Below are 17837 nucleotides of genomic sequence, written 5' to 3'. Positions count from 1 at the left end.
CCGGCATGCGCTTGCATGCCGGGCTTTTTTCATGGCCTGCGCCAAGAGGCGGCGCAATGCTTCAGCTACCGGGGCGCATGCCCATGCAGGCAGCAAGAATGGCCACGAAGCACAGTTCCGCCAGGCAGATGACAAACCACTGCACCGTCATGTAACCCCGCGGCATGGCCCCGCGCCGCCAGGCCATGCGTTCCACCACGATTGTTGCCGCAAATCCCGCAATCAGCGTCATGAGTCCGGCGAGTTCCTGCACGGTGGCGGCGCACAGCCCGATCCAGCCGATGAAGGCTGGCAGGCCGCCCACCGCAAGGCGCAGGTTGGTCAGGCGCTGCGTGCCACCAGCGGGCATGATGTCAGGCTGCTCCAGCGCCATGCCCCAATGCACCGCACCGAGGAAGGACAGCATCACCGCGCCATAGCCTACAGCAGCAGTCAGCAGGCGTGGGGTGTGGTCGGGAGAAAGGAACAGGATCGCGCAGGTGCAGCCAATCAGTGGCAGCAGGCTGGCCAGGGCAGTGATGATGGCAAGCAGCGGCAGGCGTTTCACGGCGGGGGTCTCCTAATATCTTGTGCTGAGTTGCATAGCCTACTCTGGCGCGATGCGTTGCATCTGTTATCGTGGGGAAGGATATGCGTGCCGGTGGCATGCGCTATCCCCATAATGTCAAATCTGAGGAAACAGATACCATGAGCGCCATTATCGATATCATCGCCCGCGAAATTCTCGACAGCCGGGGCAATCCCACCATCGAGGTGGATGTTGAACTGGCATCGGGCGCCAAGGGCCGCGCTGCCGTGCCGTCAGGTGCTTCCACCGGCGCGCATGAGGCCGTGGAACTGCGTGACGGTGACCCCAAGCGCTACGGCGGCAAGGGCGTGCTCAAGGCTGCGGCCAATGTCGAAGGCGAAATCCTTGAAGCGCTGCAGGGCGTGGAATCGACCGATCAGGTCGCCATTGACGAGGCGATGATCGACCTTGATGGCACTCCCAACAAGGCCCGTCTGGGCGCCAACGCCATCCTTGGCGTATCGCTCGCGGTGGCCAAGGCCTCGGCCGAGGAACTCCAGACCCCGCTCTACCGCTACGTGGGCGGCGTATACGCCCGCACCCTGCCCGTGCCGATGATGAACATTATCAATGGCGGCCAGCATGCCGATAACCCGATCGACATCCAGGAATTCATGATCCAGCCCGTGGGCGCCCCCACGGTTACGGATGCCATCCGCATGGGGTCTGAAATCTTTGCCCAGCTCAAGAAGAGCCTGTCAGGCGCTGGCTACAACACCAACGTCGGCGATGAAGGCGGGTTTGCCCCGGCGCTGAAATCAGCGGATGAAGCTCTTGGCTTCATGATGCGCGCGGTCGAGGCGGCGGGCTACAAGCCGGGTGATGACGTGACCTTCGCCCTCGATTGCGCGGCCACCGAATTCTATAAAAATGGCCGTTACGAACTGGCGGGCGAGGACAAGAGCCTTGATGCTGCTGGCATGGTCGCCTATCTGGCCGACCTTTCCGCGCGCTACCCCATCATCTCCATCGAGGATGGCCTTGCCGAAGACGACTGGGAAGGCTGGGGTGAACTGACCGCCAATCTGGGCCACAAGCTGCAACTGGTGGGTGATGACCTGTTCGTGACCAACCCTGACCGCCTGCGCCGGGGCATCAAGGCAGGTGTTGCCAACTCCCTGCTGGTCAAGGTCAACCAGATCGGCACGCTGAGCGAGACGCTGGAAGCGGTGCAGATGGCCCAGCATGCAGGCTATACGGCCGTGATGAGCCACCGCTCGGGCGAGACGGAAGACAGCACCATCGCCGATCTGGCCGTGGCGACAAATTGCGGGCAGATCAAGACCGGCTCGCTGTCGCGCTCCGACCGCACGGCAAAATACAACCAGCTGATCCGTATCGAGAACGAACTGGCCACGGCGGCGCGCTATGCCGGGCGCACGATTCTCAAGAACGGGTGACACGCTGCGCCGGGCGGGTTAAGCCCGTCCGGCTTGAGGATACGGAAAAGGGCAATGGGATGCAGGTAGTCAAGATCGCGAAACGTGTAATACGGGCGACCATTCCCCCTGCCCTTTTCCTTGGGCTGACGGCCTATTTTGGCTGGAACGTCATGCGCGGCGAGCATGGGTTGCACAGCTACGCCACGCAGTTGCACCTGCTTGATGAGGCCCGTTCGGCCAAGCAGGATGCCACGGCCGAGCAGGAAGTATGGCTGCGGCGCGTGCGTGGCCTCAAGGAAGGCGCGCTCGACACCGACCTGCTCGATGAACGCGCCCGCTCCATGCAGAACCTTGCGCGCCAGAACGAGATTGTCGTGCCTTACGCGGAGCATGACCATCTGTACTGATGTGCTACGGCATGCGGCAGAGACAAAAAAAACCCCGGCGGAAAACCTGCCGGGGTTTTTTTCATCTCCGCAAATCGGGAGATTATTTGATCTTCGCTTCGCGGAAGGCCACGTGCTTGCGCGCGACGGGGTCGTATTTCCGCAGTTCCATCTTGCCAGTCTGGGCGCGGGCATTCTTCTTGGTCACATAGAAGTAGCCCGTGTCCGCCGTGGAGACGAGTTTGATCTGAATGGTGTTGCTCTTGGCCATGATATCCTCAGCACTGCTCCGCCGCTGCTGGAACACTCAGGTGCAGCAGTGGTTCAAGTTGGCGGAAAATGCGCATACACAAGGCTCAGGTCAAGCACCTTGACCAATATTTCTGCTGGAATCGTCCCATAATGGCAAAAAAAATGGAGTGCCGTGCCCGATGTTGAGTGTAGCGCAAGCGCGTGAGCGGATTCTGGAAGGGGTTTTCCCCCTCCCTGCCGAGGTCGTGCCCCTGACCGAGGCCTGTGGGCGCGTGAGCGCGGCCCCCATCATGGCGGGGCTGTTCAACCCGCCCGCCAATGTTTCGTCCATGGATGGCTATGCCGTGCGCGCGGCGGATCTTTCGGCTGGCGGGGTAACGCTTGCCTGCATTGCCGAGGCCCCTGCAGGCCATCCCTTTACCGGCACAGCCGGCCCCGGGCAGTGCGTGCGGATCTTTACCGGCAGTGTCATGCCCACCGGCACGGACGCCGTGCTGATACAGGAAAACGCGCAGCGCGAGGGCGCGGGCGTGCACACCACGCACACGCTCGCACCCGGCACCTATGTGCGCCCCAAGGGGCAGGATTTTGCAGCGGGGCAGATGCTTGTGCCCGCAGGCCAGCGGCTGTCGGCACGGGATGTGGGGCTGGCGGCAGCGGCCAACAATGCATGGGTGCGGGTTGCCCGCCGCCCGCGCGTGGCCATTGCCGCCACGGGCGATGAACTGCTCCTGCCCGGCAGCCCCATTGGTGCCGGCCAGATCGCCAACGCCAATACCCCCATGCTTGCCGCCCTGCTGCGCGCGGCAGGCGCAGAGCCGGTTATGCTGCCTGTGCTGCGTGATGACATGGCCGACGTGGCAACGCTCGAGCGCATGGTTGATGGCGTGGACATGCTGCTGACCGCAGGCGGCGCGAGCGTGGGCAGCCACGACCTGGTGCGGCGCGGGCTGGAACAGGTGGGGCTGAAAACCGATTTCTGGAAGATTGCCATGCGGCCGGGCCGCCCGCTGATGTCGGGCCATCTGGGCCGCCTGCCCTTTATCGGCCTGCCGGGCAACCCGGTTGCGGCATTCGTGTGTTCCATCGTGTTCGTGCTGCCTGCCCTGCGGCGCATGGCCGGGCTGGCGCAGGCTATCGAACCGCCGGTCCGGGCCATTCTGGGCTGCGACGTGCCGGAAAACGACCGGCGCATGGACCACCTGCGCGCAACGCTTGCGCATGATGCGCAGGGCCGCCTGGTGGCAACGCCCTTCCCCGTGCAGGATTCGGCCATGCTGCACGTGCTGGCGCAAAGCCAGGCGCTGGTGCTGCGCGCGCCCCATGCGCCAGCAGGCCGCGCGGGCGACAAATGCGCGGTGATCCGTATCGATCACGTCTTTGCATAGGCCGGAATGCCGGTTGACGCGGAAGGGGGAACCAATATAGAACACGGAACAGGTTTTTGATTTGTTCCATGGCGTTCCCCTCTCGGCGGCGCTGCTCACGGCAAAAGGACATGTGGCATGCTCACCAGAAAACAACATGAGCTTTTGCTGTTTATCGATAGCCATCTGCGTCGGACGGGTTTTTCCCCCTCCTTCGATGAAATGAAGGATGCACTCGGCCTGCGCTCCAAGTCTGGCATTCATCGCCTCATTTCAGCGCTGGAGGAGCGTGGGTTCCTGCACCGCAGGCATCATCGGGCCCGTGCGCTCGAGATCCTGCGCCTGCCCGATATCGATCCGCCGCCGCCCCGTCCTGCCGATTCGCCCCAGCCCGCGCCGGACCTGCCTGCCCCCGAACAGATCGCCGCCGTGATGGACGTGCCCTTCGTGGGGCGTATCGCCGCGGGCAATCCCATCGAGGCCATAACACCCGAGACCACCCGTATCACCGTGCCCGCCGACATGCTGGGCAAGGCCAGCCATTATGCGCTGGAAGTAACGGGCAACTCGATGGAGGAAGCCGGTATTCTTGATGGTGACATGGTCATCATCCGGGAACAGAACCACGCAAACGACGGTGAGATCGTGGTGGCGCTGATTGATGGCGATGAGGTGACCCTCAAGCGCATCCGCCATCAGGGGAGCGAAATCGCGCTGATCCCGGCCAATAGCGCGTATGATACCCGGGTTTTCCCGGCGGGGCGGGTGTACATACAGGGCACGCTGGCGGGCCTGATCCGGCGCTATTAAGGGGCGGCCCCAACGTTTTCGGGCGCCGCCTTTCTTTCAAAAAAGGCGGCGTTCCCATCACTGCACGATATCACGCCACGGCGGCAGCAGGGCCGCGAGCTGCGCCACCGCTTCCGCCCCCATGGGCATTACGGGCGGGAACTGCGCCAGAACACGGACCTGCCCGTGCCGTATGATGGCATCGCGCCCCACCGGTTCGGGCGGACCGTTCAGGATAACGCCTGCTACGCGCAACCCCCTTGCCCGCAGGGCGGCAAGGCTGAGCAGCGTGTGGTTGATCGTGCCCAGCGTGCTGCGTGCAACCAGCACCACCGGCAGCGCCAGCCGCGCCATCAGGTCGATCATCAGGTAATCGGGGGCGATCGGCACAAACACGCCCCCTGCCCCTTCCACCACCATCGGTCCTGCCGAGGGGTCGTGAGATGGCGGGGCGATGGAGGCCGGGTCGATGTGAACATGGGCCTGCCGCGCCGCATCCTCGGGTGAGAGGGACGCCCCAAAACTCGCCGCAGGCGGATAAAGCCGCGTGGCATCAAGCCCGGTCAGGTTCCGCAGGCTCGTGCTGTCGGATGGCGCATCATCCGTACCGCTTTGCAGTGGCTTCCAGTAGGCTGCATTCCAGGCCCGCACCAGCGCGGCGGAGGCAACGGTCTTGCCCACATCCGTGTCCGTGCCGGTCACGAACACGCCGGGCCACGGCGCGCGATGGAACTGCCCGTACGCCACGTGGTACGATATGGCAAAAGGCGCATTCCCCGCGCCTGCCGCCGCCATTACGCGCCGCAATCCATCCGTGCGGGGGCTATCCGTATGAGTTGCGCCAATAGCCCGGAGTTCACGCACAAAGGCCAGTGGTGAAGCAGGCGTATCGATAATTTCAGCATCCTGCCACAGGCCCGCGCCACAACCCGGCCACTCGGCCTGCAGCGTCGTGCAGGGTGGATAATCGGCCATGGGACATGTCTTGCCCACGGCCTGATAGGCAGCCCGCCATTGGCGAAAGCTGCCCGCGCACAGGGTTGCCAGCGCCATATGCCCCCCCGGCGCCAGCAGGCAGGCCAGTGCGGCAAGCGCTTCCTTGCGGTCGGCAAACCACTGCATGGCCAGGCTGGAACAAATCAGGTCAAACGGGCCAGCCAGGTCTGGTGCTTCGCCATCCATGCAGTGCAGCACAAGCCGGTCATCATCGGGCATGCGCTGGGCAAGGCGTTGCAGCATGCCGGGGGCGATATCGGTAGCGGTGATATGGGCCTGAGGGAACAGGCGGCGCAGTTCACGGGTCAGAAAGCCGGTGCCACAGCCAATTTCCAGAATGCGGCGCGGGGCATGAGGTGCCGCATTGGCAGCAATGCGCCGGGCCAGTTCGGTGGCGGCGATGCGCTGCATGCGGGCCGCCTGCTCATAATGCTGCGCCGTATCGAAACGGGCGGCAATGCTGTCCTTGCGCGTCATGATGGTGTCATCCGTCTGGCCATGGTGGAGATGGCATGAGCGCAGGCCGTGGCATGCGTGAGCGGAAGCAGGTGCCCCCCATCCACCCATTCAATCGGGCGGGAAGGAAAACAGGCCTCGGTCAGCGCGGGGGGCGCAATGGCATCCTGCGTGCCCGCCATGACATGAATCGGGCATGTCGTGCGGTTCAGGTCTGTCCGGCAATCCATGTCCATCAGGGCTTCGAGCCCTGTTTCAAGCCGGTCGCGCGCGATCGGTTCAGGCACCGGCGAATCAATGCCCGCGCGCAGACGAAAGCTGTGCAGCAATCCCTGCGGCGCACGCAGCAGCCCCTGACGCATGCGTTCGATCATGCGCCGGCCGATCCCCGCTGTAAAATCCGGCCCGGCCCCGAACCGGCTGAATCCGTTTATCAGGATCAGGCCCCGGCATAGCGGGCCATGGTGGCGCAGAAGCCATAACGTGCCCAGTGAATGCCCGACTCCGATATAGGGTTCTTGCGGCAATTCCATATGGGCGCGGGCGGCAAAGAAGCCAAAGTCGAGGCAACGCGTCCGTGCCGTGCCCAGGGCCGTGCGGGTCGCAGCCCAGAAGGTGGGATCGAAAGCCCAGCCATGCACGAGGGCCAGCGGCAGGGTGGCGTTCATGCTGCGCTCTGTTGCAGGGCCAGCGGAATGGCCGCGGCAAGCTGATCGATCATGCCATCGGTATGGGCAGCACTCAGCGCAAGGCGGATGCGGCTGCTATTGGGCGGCACCGTTGGCGGGCGTATGGCAGCGGCAAGCAGGCCCTGCGCCTCAAGGCTCGCGGCAAAGCGCAGGGCGCGCGCGGCATCGCCAAGCATGATCGGCACGATCTGCGTGGTTGATGGGTCGGGCGACAGGCCGCAGCTACGCACAACATCACGGATATGAGCAGCGTTCCGGGCCAGGCGGTCACGCTCTTCATCCAGATGGGGCACGTATTCAAGGGCGGCATCCATCGCGCCGAGCATGGCGGGCGGTGGCGCGGTGGTGAACACAAAGCCCGAACAGGCATTGACCAGCCAGTCGCACAATGCGCGCGAGCCGGTTACGAACGCGCCAAACCCGCCCAGCGCCTTGCTGAACGTGCCCATGACCAGATCGATCTCATGCCCCGCACACAGGCCGCGCCCCTGCGGGCCAAGCACGCCGGTGGCATGGGCTTCATCCACGTAGGTGAAGGCCCCGTGCTGCCGCGCCAGCGCGCTGAGGCGGGCGATGTCGGTGCGGTCGCCATCCATGCTGAACACGCTTTCCGTCACGATGATCCGCAGGCCCGGATCATCGGCATGGCGGATCAGCAGGCTTTCCAGATGATCGAGGTCGTTGTGCCGAAAGCGGATCTGCCGCACGCCTGCCGCCATGCAGCCCTGATGCAGGCTGGCATGGTTCAGCCTGTCGGCAAACACCAGCGGGGGGGTGCCCTGCTCGGCCGCCAGCCGCAATATGGCCGCCAGCACCGAGGCATTGGCCTGCCACCCGCTGGCCAGCAGCAGCGCCGCCTCGGCGCCCTTGAAGGCAGCAAGGCGTGCTTCCACCGCCATATGCCTGTCACTGGTGCCGGTCACCAGCCGCGAGGCGCCAGCGCCTGTTCCATCCTCATGCACCCACTGCGCCGCGCGGGCGGCAAGAGTCGGGTGATGTGACAGGCCGAGATAATCATTGGATGAGAAATTGACCAGTTCGCGTCCGTCACGGATAACGGTTACCGGCCCGCTGTGACGCACGGGGCGCAGCACGCGGCGGATATGGCGCTGCGCCATGTGGTCGAGCGCAGTCTGGAAAAGGGTATCAAAACAGGCCATGAAGCGCATTCTCCTGCCGGAGCCTGCCGCCCCGGTCAATCCCGCCAATGCAATATCACGGAGACAGCGCATGTGTGGACCTCAATGGCTGGAGCGAGGCATGCAGCATGTCTGGCTGCCCTACGCGCAAATGCAGACCGCCCTGCCCCCGCTCCCCGCCACGCGCACGCAGGGCTGCACCATCACGCTGGCCGATGGCACGGAACTGCTTGATGGCATCGCCTCGTGGTGGACCGCCTGCCATGGCTACAACCACCCCCATATCCGCGCTGCGGTAGCGGCGCAGCTTGAGTGCATGCCGCATGTCATGTTTGGCGGCCTGGTCAATGAACCGGCCCTGACGCTGGCAAGCCGCCTTGCTGGCCTGCTGCCCGGCGATCTGGAGCGGGTGTTCTTTACGGATTCCGGCTCGGTCGCGGTCGAGGTGGCGATGAAGATGGCCATCCAGTACTGGCTCAACCAGGGCCAGAGCGGGCGGACAAAGCTGCTGGCCTTCCGCGGCGGTTATCATGGCGATACGATCGCCACCATGGCCGTGTGCGACCCGGAGGAAGGGATGCATAGCCTCTATAACGGCGCGCTGCCCAAGCATTTCATCGCCGATCTGCCGGTCGATGCTGCCACGACCGCAGCACTTGATGCCCTGCTGGCGCAACACGCTGGCAGTATTGCCGCCATCATCACCGAACCGCTGGTGCAGGGCGCAGGTGGCATGCTGTTCCATACGCCGCAGGTGCTGCGCACCCTGCGCACTCTGGCCGACCGCCATGGCGTGCTGCTGATTCTTGATGAAATCTTTACCGGTTTCGGGCGCACCGGCACGATGTTCGCCTGCGAGCAGGCCGGGATCGTGCCTGACATCATTACCCTTTCAAAGGCATTGACCGGGGGCACGATGGCGCTGGCGGCTACAGTGGCGCGCAGGCATGTGTTCGAGGCTTTCCTGTCCGATGATCCGCTGCATGCGCTCATGCATGGGCCGACCTTCATGGCTAACGCCATGGCCTGCGCCTGCGCCAATGCCTCACTCGACCTGTTTGAAACCGAACCCCGCCTGCAGCAGGTAACCCGTATTGAAGCGCAGATGCGCGCTGAACTCGAACCCTGCCGCGACCTGCCCCATGTCGTTGACGTGCGCGTCATGGGGGCGATTGGCGTGGTGGAACTTGACCGCATACGTGACATGAATGCGCTCAAGACCGCCCTGATCGCGCAGGGGGTATGGGTGCGGCCCTTCCGTAATATCGTTTACCTGACGCCTGCTTTCACCATCACGCCAGCCGAGCTCAGCCGCCTTTGCGCTGCAATTCACACGGTTCTGGGGGGCCTGCTGCCGGATCAGCGCTAGGCCATCACGGACTGATCTGGTATGGAAGCATATGACTTTTTTTCAGCATAGATCCTGGCGCATGACAAATCATGACAGCAAGCGGCAGATCGTACTGAAGATCCTGTCGGATGGTCAGGCGCGTTCCGTCAAGGAAATTGGCGACCTGTTTCCCGAACTTGGCACCTATCATGCCCGCCTGGCCCTGCAGGCGCTGCGCAATCAGGGGCTGGTCACGGTGGAAGACGCGCCGGGGGCCAGCGATGGCCGCAAGCGCAAGGTCTGGCGGCTGGTCAAGCCAGCCCCCTGAATGAAATAACCCCCGCAGCAGGGCTGGCGGGGGTCGGCCCGTTTATCAGGACGGGGTAGATTCCAGTTCTTCCTTCTTGCCCGTGGCGGGCTTGGCGCGGCTGCTGCGGCGCGGCGCGCGGGGGGCGCGTGGCGCAGGGGCCGGTGCAGCTTCCGGGGCGGCGTCGATCGTGGGCTGGGGCGCTGTTTCCGCAGGCTCGATCACGGCGGGCTGCTCGGCTGCGGGCTCGGCGGGTTCATCGCCAGCGCTCTCGCTGGGCTGACGGTTCTCGACGGGGCGCGGCTGCCGGTTGGACATGCGCTCCTGGCGCTCCTGCTGGCTCTGCTGGGCAGCCTGCGTCATGGCGTTGAGAATGCGGAAATAATGTTCGGCATGCTGAAAATAGGCTTCCGCCATGACGCGGTCGCCGCTGCTGCTGGCGTCGCGGCCAAGCTGCAGGTATTTCTCAAACAGCTGCTGTGCCGTGCCCCGCACGCGCAGGTCCGGGCCATTGCTGTCAAATACATGGTTGCGGTTCAACGGGATCTGGCCATTGTTATGGCGTACGGTTCCACCACTGCTGCCGCCCGAACGATGGTGACGGCCCCGCATGCGTTTCATGTTCATAAGCTGTCGCAGCACTTTCCTGTTGCCGGTCGCTGGCGCTGCCCTGGACCGTGGGGCGGTCTCTGCCCGTCCCGTCTGTTGCCATGTTGGTTGTCCGGTACGACACCGGACACGGATCCCTGCGCGTGGCGGAACCTATTGAGGGTTCGGGTCGCCTGTATTTATGTTTTGCAATCGGGATCGCCCGCGGGGAATGAAACAGCAATCAACCCGCTTTTCGTTTTCCCTGCGTCTTGGCAATATAACCTGCGCCTTTCTTTCTGCCAAATTATTTTTTCACCACCAGCGCCCGCCCTATTCCGCCAAGATCGGGGCGTATTTCCACAATATCCAGCCCCGCCGCGCGCATGAGTGCGGGCACGCTGTGGTTCTGGCCAATACCCAGTTCCAGCACGCCCAGGCCACCAGGGGCCAGAAGGTCCGGCATGACGCGGGCCAGGGCGCGATAGGCGATCAGCCCGTCCGGCCCGCCATCAAGCGCGCGCGCGGGTTCATGGGCCACCACGTCGGGCATGAGGGTGGCCAGATCAGCATGCGGAATATAGGGCGGGTTGCTCAGCACGAGGTCAAACGGCCCCTCAACCCCATCGGCCCAGTTGCAGCACAGCATAGTGCTGCGCGCGGCCAACCCGTTATGCGTGGCATTAAAGCTGGCAAGTGCTGCGGCCTGCGGGTTGAGATCCGTGCCAATACCAAAGGCGCGCGGGTATTCCGCCAGAATGGCCAGAAGCAGGCAACCCGTGCCGGTGCCAATATCGAGCACGCGCAGCGGAATATTACGATCAGGCAGATGGTCGAGCACGGCCTCAACAAGGGTTTCGGTATCGGCACGGGGAATGAGGGTTGCCGGTGACACCGCCAGGTCAAGCGACCAGAACCCGGCCTGCCCGGTAATATAGGCCATGGGCTCATAACGCAGGCGACGGGCCAGCATTTCGGCAAACCGGGCCTGGGCCGCCTCGCTCAGCGTATCGATGCGCAGCAGCCCGGCAAGGTCGGTCCGGGCCGCATGGGCCATGAGCAGGCGGGCCTCGCGCTGGGGGGCCTCAATGCCGACTGCATGCAGTTGTTGCGTCGCATTACGCAACAACTGGCGCAAATTTAGGGGCGCTGGTGTCATGGCATCTTTCATCGCCGCTGCTTTCCGTCATACTGGGGCATTATGTATCTGCCTGCCCTTCTTTCATCGCGCCTTGCGCGCCTGCTCCTGACCGCCATGCTGTGCGCTGGCGCGTCCCCTGCCCTTGCCGGATCGTTCGACGTGCGGGACGATTATGGCGAGGGAGAGATTTCGGAAGCCGAGCGGTTCTATGTCGATGAGCAGCTTGTCGGCACTTTTCGCCTTGATGCGGACCATACCAGCCAGACGATCCATGTCGATACCGCGATCGGGCGCCTCAACCACAGCTACGCCCTGTGTGGGGAAATTTACATCCGCCGTCCCGGTGGCAAGGTCGAGATCCATCAGGTCAGCGGCGAAGGCGTGCTGTATCATCCCGATGGCCACCATCTCGAGGCCATCGCCTCACGCAATTTCACCGAGTTCTACCTTGTCGATGACAATGAGCCCGAAAGCGTCGAGCGCCACCGTGGTCATAGCAGTCTGTGTGCCGCCCCCACATCCTGAACGGGTATTTCCTCAGCCCTCATCCGCCGCAAGCAGGGCGGCCTGTTCTTCCTGCGTCAGGGCATCGACAAATTCGTCGAGTTCACCTGCCATCACGCGGTCGATCTTGTAAAGCGTAAGACCGATGCGGTGATCGGTCACGCGGCCTTGCGGAAAGTTGTAGGTGCGGATGCGCTCGGAGCGGTCGCCCGTGCCCACCTGGGCGCGGCGGTCGGCCGCACGGCTTTCGTGGGCCGCGGCGCGGTTGCGCTCATACAGGCGCGCGCGCAGGATCTTCATGGCCTTGGCGCGGTTCTTGTGCTGGCTTTTCTCTTCCTGCATCGCCACCACGATATTGGTGGGCAGATGGGTAATGCGCACGGCACTTTCGGTCTTGTTGACGTGCTGCCCCCCGGCCCCGGATGCGCGGTAGACATCAATGCGCAGGTCGCCATCATTGACCTCGACATCCACCTCTTCCGCCTCGGGCAGCACGGCCACGGTCACGGTAGAGGTATGGATACGGCCCTGGCTCTCGGTTGCGGGCACGCGCTGCACGCGGTGCACGCCGGATTCATATTTCAGCCGGGCGAACACGCCGCGCCCGGTAATGCTGGCGATTCCCTCGCGCAGGCCACCGAGTTCGGACTGGTCATATTCCAGAATCTCGAAACGCCAGCCGCGCTGGTCGGCATAGCGCTGGTAGGCGCCAAACAGTTCGGCGGCAAACAGCCCGGCCTCGTCGCCGCCCGCGGCAGGGCGGATTTCAAGGATGGCGCTGCGCTCATCCGCCTCGTCACGCGGCAGCATGGCCAGGCGGATGTCGTGGCGCAGGGTCGGGATCTGCGCGCGCAGTTCCTCGAGTTCGGCCTGGGCGAGTTCGCGCATTTCAGGGTCAGCGAGCATCTGGCTGGCGTCGCGCTCGGCTTCTTCCGCCCCGCGCAGCGCATTCACGCGCGTGACAATCGGCTCAAGCTCGGCATACTCGCGCGAGGCCTGCGCGAAGTCGCTGCCCGACAGGCCTTGCGCCAGCAGGGCCTGCAATTCCTCGCACCGGCCAACGATCCGGTCCAGGCGTTCGTCGAATTTTGACACGCTCAGCCCCCTGCGGCGGTTCCGGCCTGCAGGGCGGCGGCCACGCCATCGAGGGGTACCTCGGTCTGCTGTCCGCTATCGAGGTTCTTGAGCTGGACCACGCCGCGTGCAATCTCGTCGCTGCCAATCACCACGACATGCGACGCATTCATGCGGTTGGCGCGCTCCATGCGGCGCTTCATGTTGCCGCGATAGGATGTCTCGGCCCGGATACCCGCAGCCCGCAGGCCCTGCAACGCGATCAGGGCTGCGGCCTGCGCATCCGCGCCCATCGGCACGACGGCAACCGGGCGCGGCTCGGCCGGAACATCTTCAAGCAGCATGGACAGGCGCTCGATGCCGCCAGCCCAGCCGATGGCCGGCGTGGCGGGGCCACCCATCTCGGCCACAAGCCCGTCATACCGGCCACCGGCCAGCACGGTGCCCTGCGCGCCAAGGCGCTCGGTCACAAACTCGAAGGCAGTATGCCCGTAATAATCCAGGCCGCGGACAATGCGCGGATTTTCCCGAAAGCGCACGCCCATCGTGTCCAGCGTGCTGCGCAGCCCATCCCAGAAGGTCTGGGCCTCGGGGGTAAGGAACTGGGCAATGGTGGGGGAATCCGCCACTAGCGCGCGGTCCTGCGGGGCCTTGCTGTCAAGAATGCGAAGCGGGTTGCGCTCGAGGCGGGCCTGGCTGTCGGCGGAGAGTTCGGCGCGCCGTTCACTGAAATAGGCGATCAGCGCCGTGCGCCAGGCATCACGGCTGGCGCTGTCGCCCAATGTGTTGAGTTCCAGCACCACTTCATCGCCAATGCCGAGCGCGTGCAGCACGTCGCGGCCCATGGCGATGACCTCGGCATCGGCCAGCGGCTCGGCTGATCCCAGCAGTTCGGCGCCGATCTGGTGAAACTGGCGGTAGCGCCCCTTCTGCGGGCGCTCGTAGCGGAACATGGGGCCTGCGTAGAACACCTTCTGCGGCAGCGACTGCGTCAGCCCGTTGGTGACCAGCGCGCGGCAGATGGCTGCCGTGCCCTCGGGCCGCAGGGTCAGGGATTCACCGCCACGATCCTCGAATGTGTACATCTCTTTCGAGACAACATCGGACGTATCGCCCAGCGAGCGCGAAAAGACCCGCGTATCCTCGAACACGGGGGTCGACCACTCATCAAACCCGTACAGGCCGACAATGCGGCGCGCGGTTTCCACTACATGGTTGAACCGCCTGCGTTCCTCACCAATCAGGTCATGGGTGCCACGAACGGGCTGTAAGCTGCTCACTACGCGATATTCCTGTCTTCATACCGACGGTCCGCACGCAGGCCACCGGTCGGGCCGCGCGCCCTGAGCGGGCGCGCGGCATTTGATTCAGTCCGTGGTGGACATGCTGGCCTCGCGGGCCATTTCTTCAGCGGGCGTATTGCTGGCATCCGCCTTTTCCAGCACGGCCACCTTCTTTTCAACCAGCTCCACGATGTGCTCGATCATGTCGCCTGCAGGCATGGTGTGGTCCTGCTTGCCTGCGGAATAGACCATGTGGCGGCCCGAACCGCCACCGGTCACGCCGATATCGGTCATCAGCGCCTCACCGGGGCCATTGACCACGCAGCCGATGATCGACAGCGTCATGGGCGTCTTGATATGGGCCAGGCGATCTTCCAGTGTCTGCACGGTCTCGATCACGTTGAAGCCCTGCCGCGCGCAGGACGGGCAGGAAATGATCTTCACGCCACGATGGCGCAGGCCGAGTGACTTCAGGATATCCCAGCCGACCAGTACTTCCTCTTCCGGCTCGGCCGAGAGCGAGACGCGCATCGTATCGCCCACGCCCGCCCACAAAAGGTTGCCCAGCCCGATAGAGGACTTGACCGTGCCCGCGCGCTTGCTGCCCGCCTCGGTAATGCCGATATGCAGCGGGTGATCGCATACATCGGCCAGCTGCTGGTAGGCCGCGACAGCCATGAACACGTCCGACGCCTTCACGCTGATCTTGAACTCATGGAAGTCATGATCTTCAAGGATCTTGGCGTGTTCGAGCGCGCTTTCCACCAGGGCTTCGGGGTTGGGCTCGCCGTATTTTTCCAGAAGGTGCTTTTCCAGCGAGCCGGCGTTGACGCCGATGCGGATCGAGCAGTTGTGGTCCTTGGCCGCCTTCACCACCTCACGCACGCGCTCGGCGCTGCCGATGTTGCCGGGGTTGATGCGCAGGCACGCGGCACCGGCCTGGGCGGCCTCGATGGCGCGCTTGTAGTGGAAGTGGATGTCGGCCACGATCGGCACGTTCACTTCGCGCACGATCTCGGCCAGCGCCTTCGTGCTTTCCTCATCGGGGCAGGACACGCGCACGATATCCACGCCCGCAAGCTCGGCCCGGCGGATCTGCGCGATCGTGGCCTCGGCATCGGTGGTCAGCGTGTTGGTCATGGTCTGCACCGAAACCGGGGCATCACCACCAACCGGCACGCTGCCGACATGGATCTGCCGCGACTTGCGGCGTTCGATGTGCTGATAGGGACGATAGCTGCTCATTTCTGTGCCCTCCACATAAGGCGGCGGTGTGTGCTCCGGCCCGCCGTGGCGGGGCCTGGCACGGCCCGATGGTCTGTTACATGCCGGTTCCCGGCATGGCGGCCACAATGTGGACCATGCCGTAGGAGACCCTTTTACTCTGGATTGATGTGCTGCGGGAGGGGCGGATAGAGATTATTGCCGCTCCCTGTGGCGCTTGTGCCGCCTGACTGCATGGATGATGGCATTGGCGGGTGGATATTTGCCGCCGGTGCGGCGCGCGTGACTGAGCCATCAGCCACTGCCGCCGGGCTTAGCGGAATATTGTGCCGCACTTCGCCATTGCGACCGAGCGGCTGGGTCGTGACCCCGCCCGCGGCAAGCGTCAGGCCGCCTGCATTGCCTACGGTCAGTTCCAGATCGGACTGGCCCTGCGGTGTCTGCCATGTCTCGCCGGGCTGGAGCACGTGGTCATACAGTACCGGGCCACCGTGCTTGCGCACCTGCACCCAGGTCGTGGCCGATGCGTTCAGGGTCACGCTATCGCCCGCCGCAACGGGTGCTGGGGTAGCCGCAGCCTGCTGGGCCAGCACGTTACGGTCCTCGCCCATTTTTTCCAGCGGCTGCGGGGGGGCAGCCGGTGCGGGCATGGGTGGAAGCGCTGCGGGTGGCGGCAATGCGGCAGGCGTGCCGGTCAGCGCCTCGCGCTCCTGCGGTGGCAGGGGCTGCGGCGTGGGCCGTTCATCCGCCGGCGGCAGCACCGAGGCCACCTGCGGCGATGCGGTCGTGCCCGATGACAGGCCCGGCAGGGTCAGCTTGGCCGGCAGGTCATGAATGCCCTGCGAGCCGGTCAGCTTGTACCACCCCGCATAGGCGCCCACCAGAATTACGAGCCCACACAGCAGGAGCACGCCGGTAGGCAGCCCCCGGTCAGGCAGCGGCACGGGAAAGGACAGTTCGGCCTTGCGGGTAAAGGCCCCGCGGCTTTCTATCTTGAAACGTTCAACAAGCTGTTCGCCTTCCAGCCCCAGCGCATTGGCGTAGCTGCGCAGGAAGCCGATGGCATAGGCCGAGCCGGGAAGTTCGCCGGGGCGTCCATCCTCAAGGGCCTGCAGGTACGGCAGGCGGATGCGCAGCCATGCCGCGACATCAGGCAGGTTCCAGCCCAGTTCCTCGCGGCGCGCACGCAGCATGTCGCCCACCGAGGCGATGGGAGTGGTGCCCGGTGCTGGCGCGGGCGCGCCCGGCGTTGCCTTGCCGCGAAAAATGCGCTTGCCGTCGGTCATCCGTAGCGAGCCCTCTCTTCCTGACGGATCAGGGCATCGATGGCCTGATCGACCAGCTGATTGATAATTTCGCTGACCGGCTGCTTGGCGGTGATCATGCCCACGGACTGCCCGGCCATGACCGACCCATTCTCCACATCGCCATCAATTACGGCGCGGCGCAGGGCGCCTGCCCAGAAATGCTCGATGTCGAGCTGGGCAGCTTCCTTGGTCAGTTCCCCGCCCTGGAAGCGGCGCAGCGTTTCCGCCTGGTGCTGCATGAAGCGCCTTGTGCCCGCATTGTTCAGCCCCCGCACCGGAATGACCGGAAAGCGCTCGTCAAGCTGCACCGATGTCACCGCATCGCGCGCGTTGGCGCGGATGAAGGCCTTCTTGAAGTTTTCATGCGCGATGCTCTCGCGTGAGGCGGCAAAGCGCGTGCCAAGCTGCGCGCCCGATGCACCCTGCTCAAGATAGGACAGGATCGCATCCCCCCGCCCCAGGCCGCCTGCCACGAACACCGGCACGTCATGGATATGGGGCAGGATTTCCTGCGCCAGCACCGTCAGCGACACGGGACCGACATGCCCGCCCGCTTCCGAGCCCTCGATCACCAGCGCATCGACGCCCAGCCGCACCAGCCGCTTGGCCAGAACAAAGGCAGGCGCGAAGGCAATGACCTTCGCCCCCCCGTCCTTGATGGCGCGGATGACCGGGCCGGACGGAATGCCGCCTGCCAGCACCACATGGGTAATGCCCGCGCTGATACAGACCTGCACCAGATCATCAAGCCGGGGGTGCATGGTGATCAGGTTCACGCCAAAGGGCTTGTTGGTCAGCGCCTGCGTGGCGGCAATTTCCTCGGCCAGACGCTCAGGCTCCATTGCGCCGCAGGCCAGCACGCCAAAGCCGCCGGCGTTGGAAATGGCCGAGACAAGGTTGCGCTCGCTCACCCAAGACATCGCCCCGGCCAGCAGCGCGTATTCGCTGCCCAGAAACCGCGTGCCACGGCCACACAGGTGGTCAAGGCGGGCACGGGCCTCCCTGCGGCGCGCGGGGTCGGTCAGGGCGGATGAGGCATTAGGGGTGGTGGGCAT

19 protein-coding genes are annotated in these 17837 nt (G+C 64.5%); 7 read left to right on the top strand and 12 right to left on the bottom strand.

Annotated features, from left to right (window positions below; genetic code table 11):
• Nucleotides 1-61 precede the first annotated feature (61 nt).
• A complete protein-coding gene (locus tag R5N89_RS05920; protein WP_110568196.1) occupies nt 62-547 on the bottom strand; it encodes a DUF3429 domain-containing protein in 486 nt (161 codons plus the stop codon).
• Between the two features lie 140 nt (nt 548-687).
• Between R5N89_RS05920 and eno the strand changes: the two genes are divergently transcribed.
• Entirely contained in the window at nt 688-1968 is a 1281-nt protein-coding gene (eno, locus tag R5N89_RS05915; RefSeq protein WP_110568444.1) for a phosphopyruvate hydratase, read from the top strand.
• A 59-nt stretch (nt 1969-2027) separates the two neighbouring features.
• Nucleotides 2028-2357, top strand: coding sequence for a septum formation initiator family protein (locus R5N89_RS05910; protein ID WP_110568193.1), 330 nt, complete (start codon nt 2028-2030; stop codon nt 2355-2357).
• Nucleotides 2358-2439: 82 nt separating this feature from the next.
• On the opposite strand, the gene rpmG is transcribed toward R5N89_RS05910, so the two are convergent.
• A complete protein-coding gene (gene rpmG / locus R5N89_RS05905; protein WP_007400522.1) occupies nt 2440-2607 on the bottom strand; it encodes a 50S ribosomal protein L33 in 168 nt (55 codons plus the stop codon).
• A 160-nt stretch (nt 2608-2767) separates the two neighbouring features.
• Here rpmG and glp point away from each other — a divergent pair, with 160 nt between their 5' ends.
• Together glp and lexA are read left to right on the top strand one after the other, a co-directional pair.
• Nucleotides 2768-3976 (top strand): gephyrin-like molybdotransferase Glp, encoded by a 1209-nt coding sequence (gene glp, locus R5N89_RS05900; RefSeq protein ID WP_110568191.1) that lies wholly within the window; start codon nt 2768-2770, stop codon nt 3974-3976.
• A 117-nt stretch (nt 3977-4093) separates the two neighbouring features.
• Nucleotides 4094-4765, top strand: coding sequence for a transcriptional repressor LexA (gene lexA / locus R5N89_RS05895; RefSeq protein ID WP_110568189.1), 672 nt, complete (start codon nt 4094-4096; stop codon nt 4763-4765).
• A gap of 57 nt (nt 4766-4822) precedes the next feature.
• Here the strand turns inward: lexA and bioD are convergent, their stop codons facing one another.
• Genes bioD through R5N89_RS05880 form a run of 3 tightly spaced genes read right to left on the bottom strand, consistent with a single transcriptional unit; the run spans nt 4823 to nt 8054 of the window.
• Nucleotides 4823-6217, bottom strand: coding sequence for a dethiobiotin synthase (bioD, locus tag R5N89_RS05890; RefSeq protein WP_110568187.1), 1395 nt, complete (start codon nt 6215-6217; stop codon nt 4823-4825).
• The gene (locus R5N89_RS05885) at nt 6214-6864 is read right to left on the bottom strand and encodes an alpha/beta fold hydrolase (RefSeq protein WP_110568185.1); all 651 of its coding nucleotides are present in this window, start codon (nt 6862-6864) and stop codon (nt 6214-6216) included. Before R5N89_RS05885 ends, bioD begins: the two co-directional genes overlap by 4 nt.
• Nucleotides 6861-8054, bottom strand: coding sequence for an 8-amino-7-oxononanoate synthase (locus R5N89_RS05880; RefSeq protein WP_110568183.1), 1194 nt, complete (start codon nt 8052-8054; stop codon nt 6861-6863). The genes R5N89_RS05885 and R5N89_RS05880 overlap by 4 nt, the downstream gene beginning before the upstream one ends.
• 61 nt (nt 8055-8115) lie before the next feature.
• Between R5N89_RS05880 and R5N89_RS05875 the strand changes: the two genes are divergently transcribed.
• A complete protein-coding gene (locus tag R5N89_RS05875) occupies nt 8116-9393 on the top strand; it encodes an adenosylmethionine--8-amino-7-oxononanoate transaminase (RefSeq protein ID WP_110568181.1) in 1278 nt (425 codons plus the stop codon).
• Nucleotides 9394-9424: 31 nt separating this feature from the next.
• Nucleotides 9425-9682, top strand: coding sequence for a hypothetical protein (locus R5N89_RS05870; protein ID WP_110568179.1), 258 nt, complete (start codon nt 9425-9427; stop codon nt 9680-9682).
• A gap of 45 nt (nt 9683-9727) precedes the next feature.
• On the opposite strand, the gene R5N89_RS05865 is transcribed toward R5N89_RS05870, so the two are convergent.
• The gene (locus R5N89_RS05865; protein WP_244192116.1) at nt 9728-10273 is read right to left on the bottom strand and encodes a DUF4167 domain-containing protein; all 546 of its coding nucleotides are present in this window, start codon (nt 10271-10273) and stop codon (nt 9728-9730) included.
• Between the two features lie 283 nt (nt 10274-10556).
• Entirely contained in the window at nt 10557-11420 is an 864-nt protein-coding gene (gene prmC / locus R5N89_RS05860; RefSeq protein WP_110568176.1) for a peptide chain release factor N(5)-glutamine methyltransferase, read from the bottom strand.
• 30 nt (nt 11421-11450) lie between these two features.
• Here prmC and R5N89_RS05855 point away from each other — a divergent pair, with 30 nt between their 5' ends.
• Complete coding sequence (locus R5N89_RS05855; protein ID WP_110568174.1) at nt 11451-11915, top strand: hypothetical protein; 465 nt, start codon at nt 11451-11453, stop codon at nt 11913-11915.
• Between the two features lie 12 nt (nt 11916-11927).
• Here the strand turns inward: R5N89_RS05855 and prfA are convergent, their stop codons facing one another.
• The 5 genes from prfA to R5N89_RS05830 form a co-directional block, all read right to left on the bottom strand.
• A complete protein-coding gene (gene prfA, locus R5N89_RS05850) occupies nt 11928-12989 on the bottom strand; it encodes a peptide chain release factor 1 (RefSeq protein ID WP_110568172.1) in 1062 nt (353 codons plus the stop codon).
• 2 nt (nt 12990-12991) lie between these two features.
• The gene (gene hisS, locus R5N89_RS05845) at nt 12992-14248 is read right to left on the bottom strand and encodes a histidine--tRNA ligase (protein ID WP_110568170.1); all 1257 of its coding nucleotides are present in this window, start codon (nt 14246-14248) and stop codon (nt 12992-12994) included.
• Nucleotides 14249-14335: 87 nt separating this feature from the next.
• Nucleotides 14336-15496 carry a flavodoxin-dependent (E)-4-hydroxy-3-methylbut-2-enyl-diphosphate synthase gene (gene ispG, locus R5N89_RS05840; RefSeq protein ID WP_110568168.1) on the bottom strand — a complete coding sequence of 387 codons (1161 nt, stop codon included), beginning with the start codon at nt 15494-15496 and terminating at the stop codon, nt 14336-14338.
• A gap of 134 nt (nt 15497-15630) precedes the next feature.
• Nucleotides 15631-16761, bottom strand: a complete 1131-nt coding sequence (locus tag R5N89_RS05835; RefSeq protein WP_110568166.1) for a helix-turn-helix domain-containing protein — start codon at nt 16759-16761, stop codon at nt 15631-15633.
• The gene (locus tag R5N89_RS05830; protein ID WP_110568442.1) at nt 16758-17837 is read right to left on the bottom strand and encodes a nitronate monooxygenase family protein; all 1080 of its coding nucleotides are present in this window, start codon (nt 17835-17837) and stop codon (nt 16758-16760) included. Before R5N89_RS05830 ends, R5N89_RS05835 begins: the two co-directional genes overlap by 4 nt.

The organism is Komagataeibacter sucrofermentans DSM 15973 (assembly GCF_040581405.1).
GTDB classification, from domain to species: Bacteria; Pseudomonadota; Alphaproteobacteria; order Acetobacterales; family Acetobacteraceae; genus Komagataeibacter; species Komagataeibacter sucrofermentans.
This window is presented reverse-complemented; position numbering and strand designations above follow the sequence as displayed.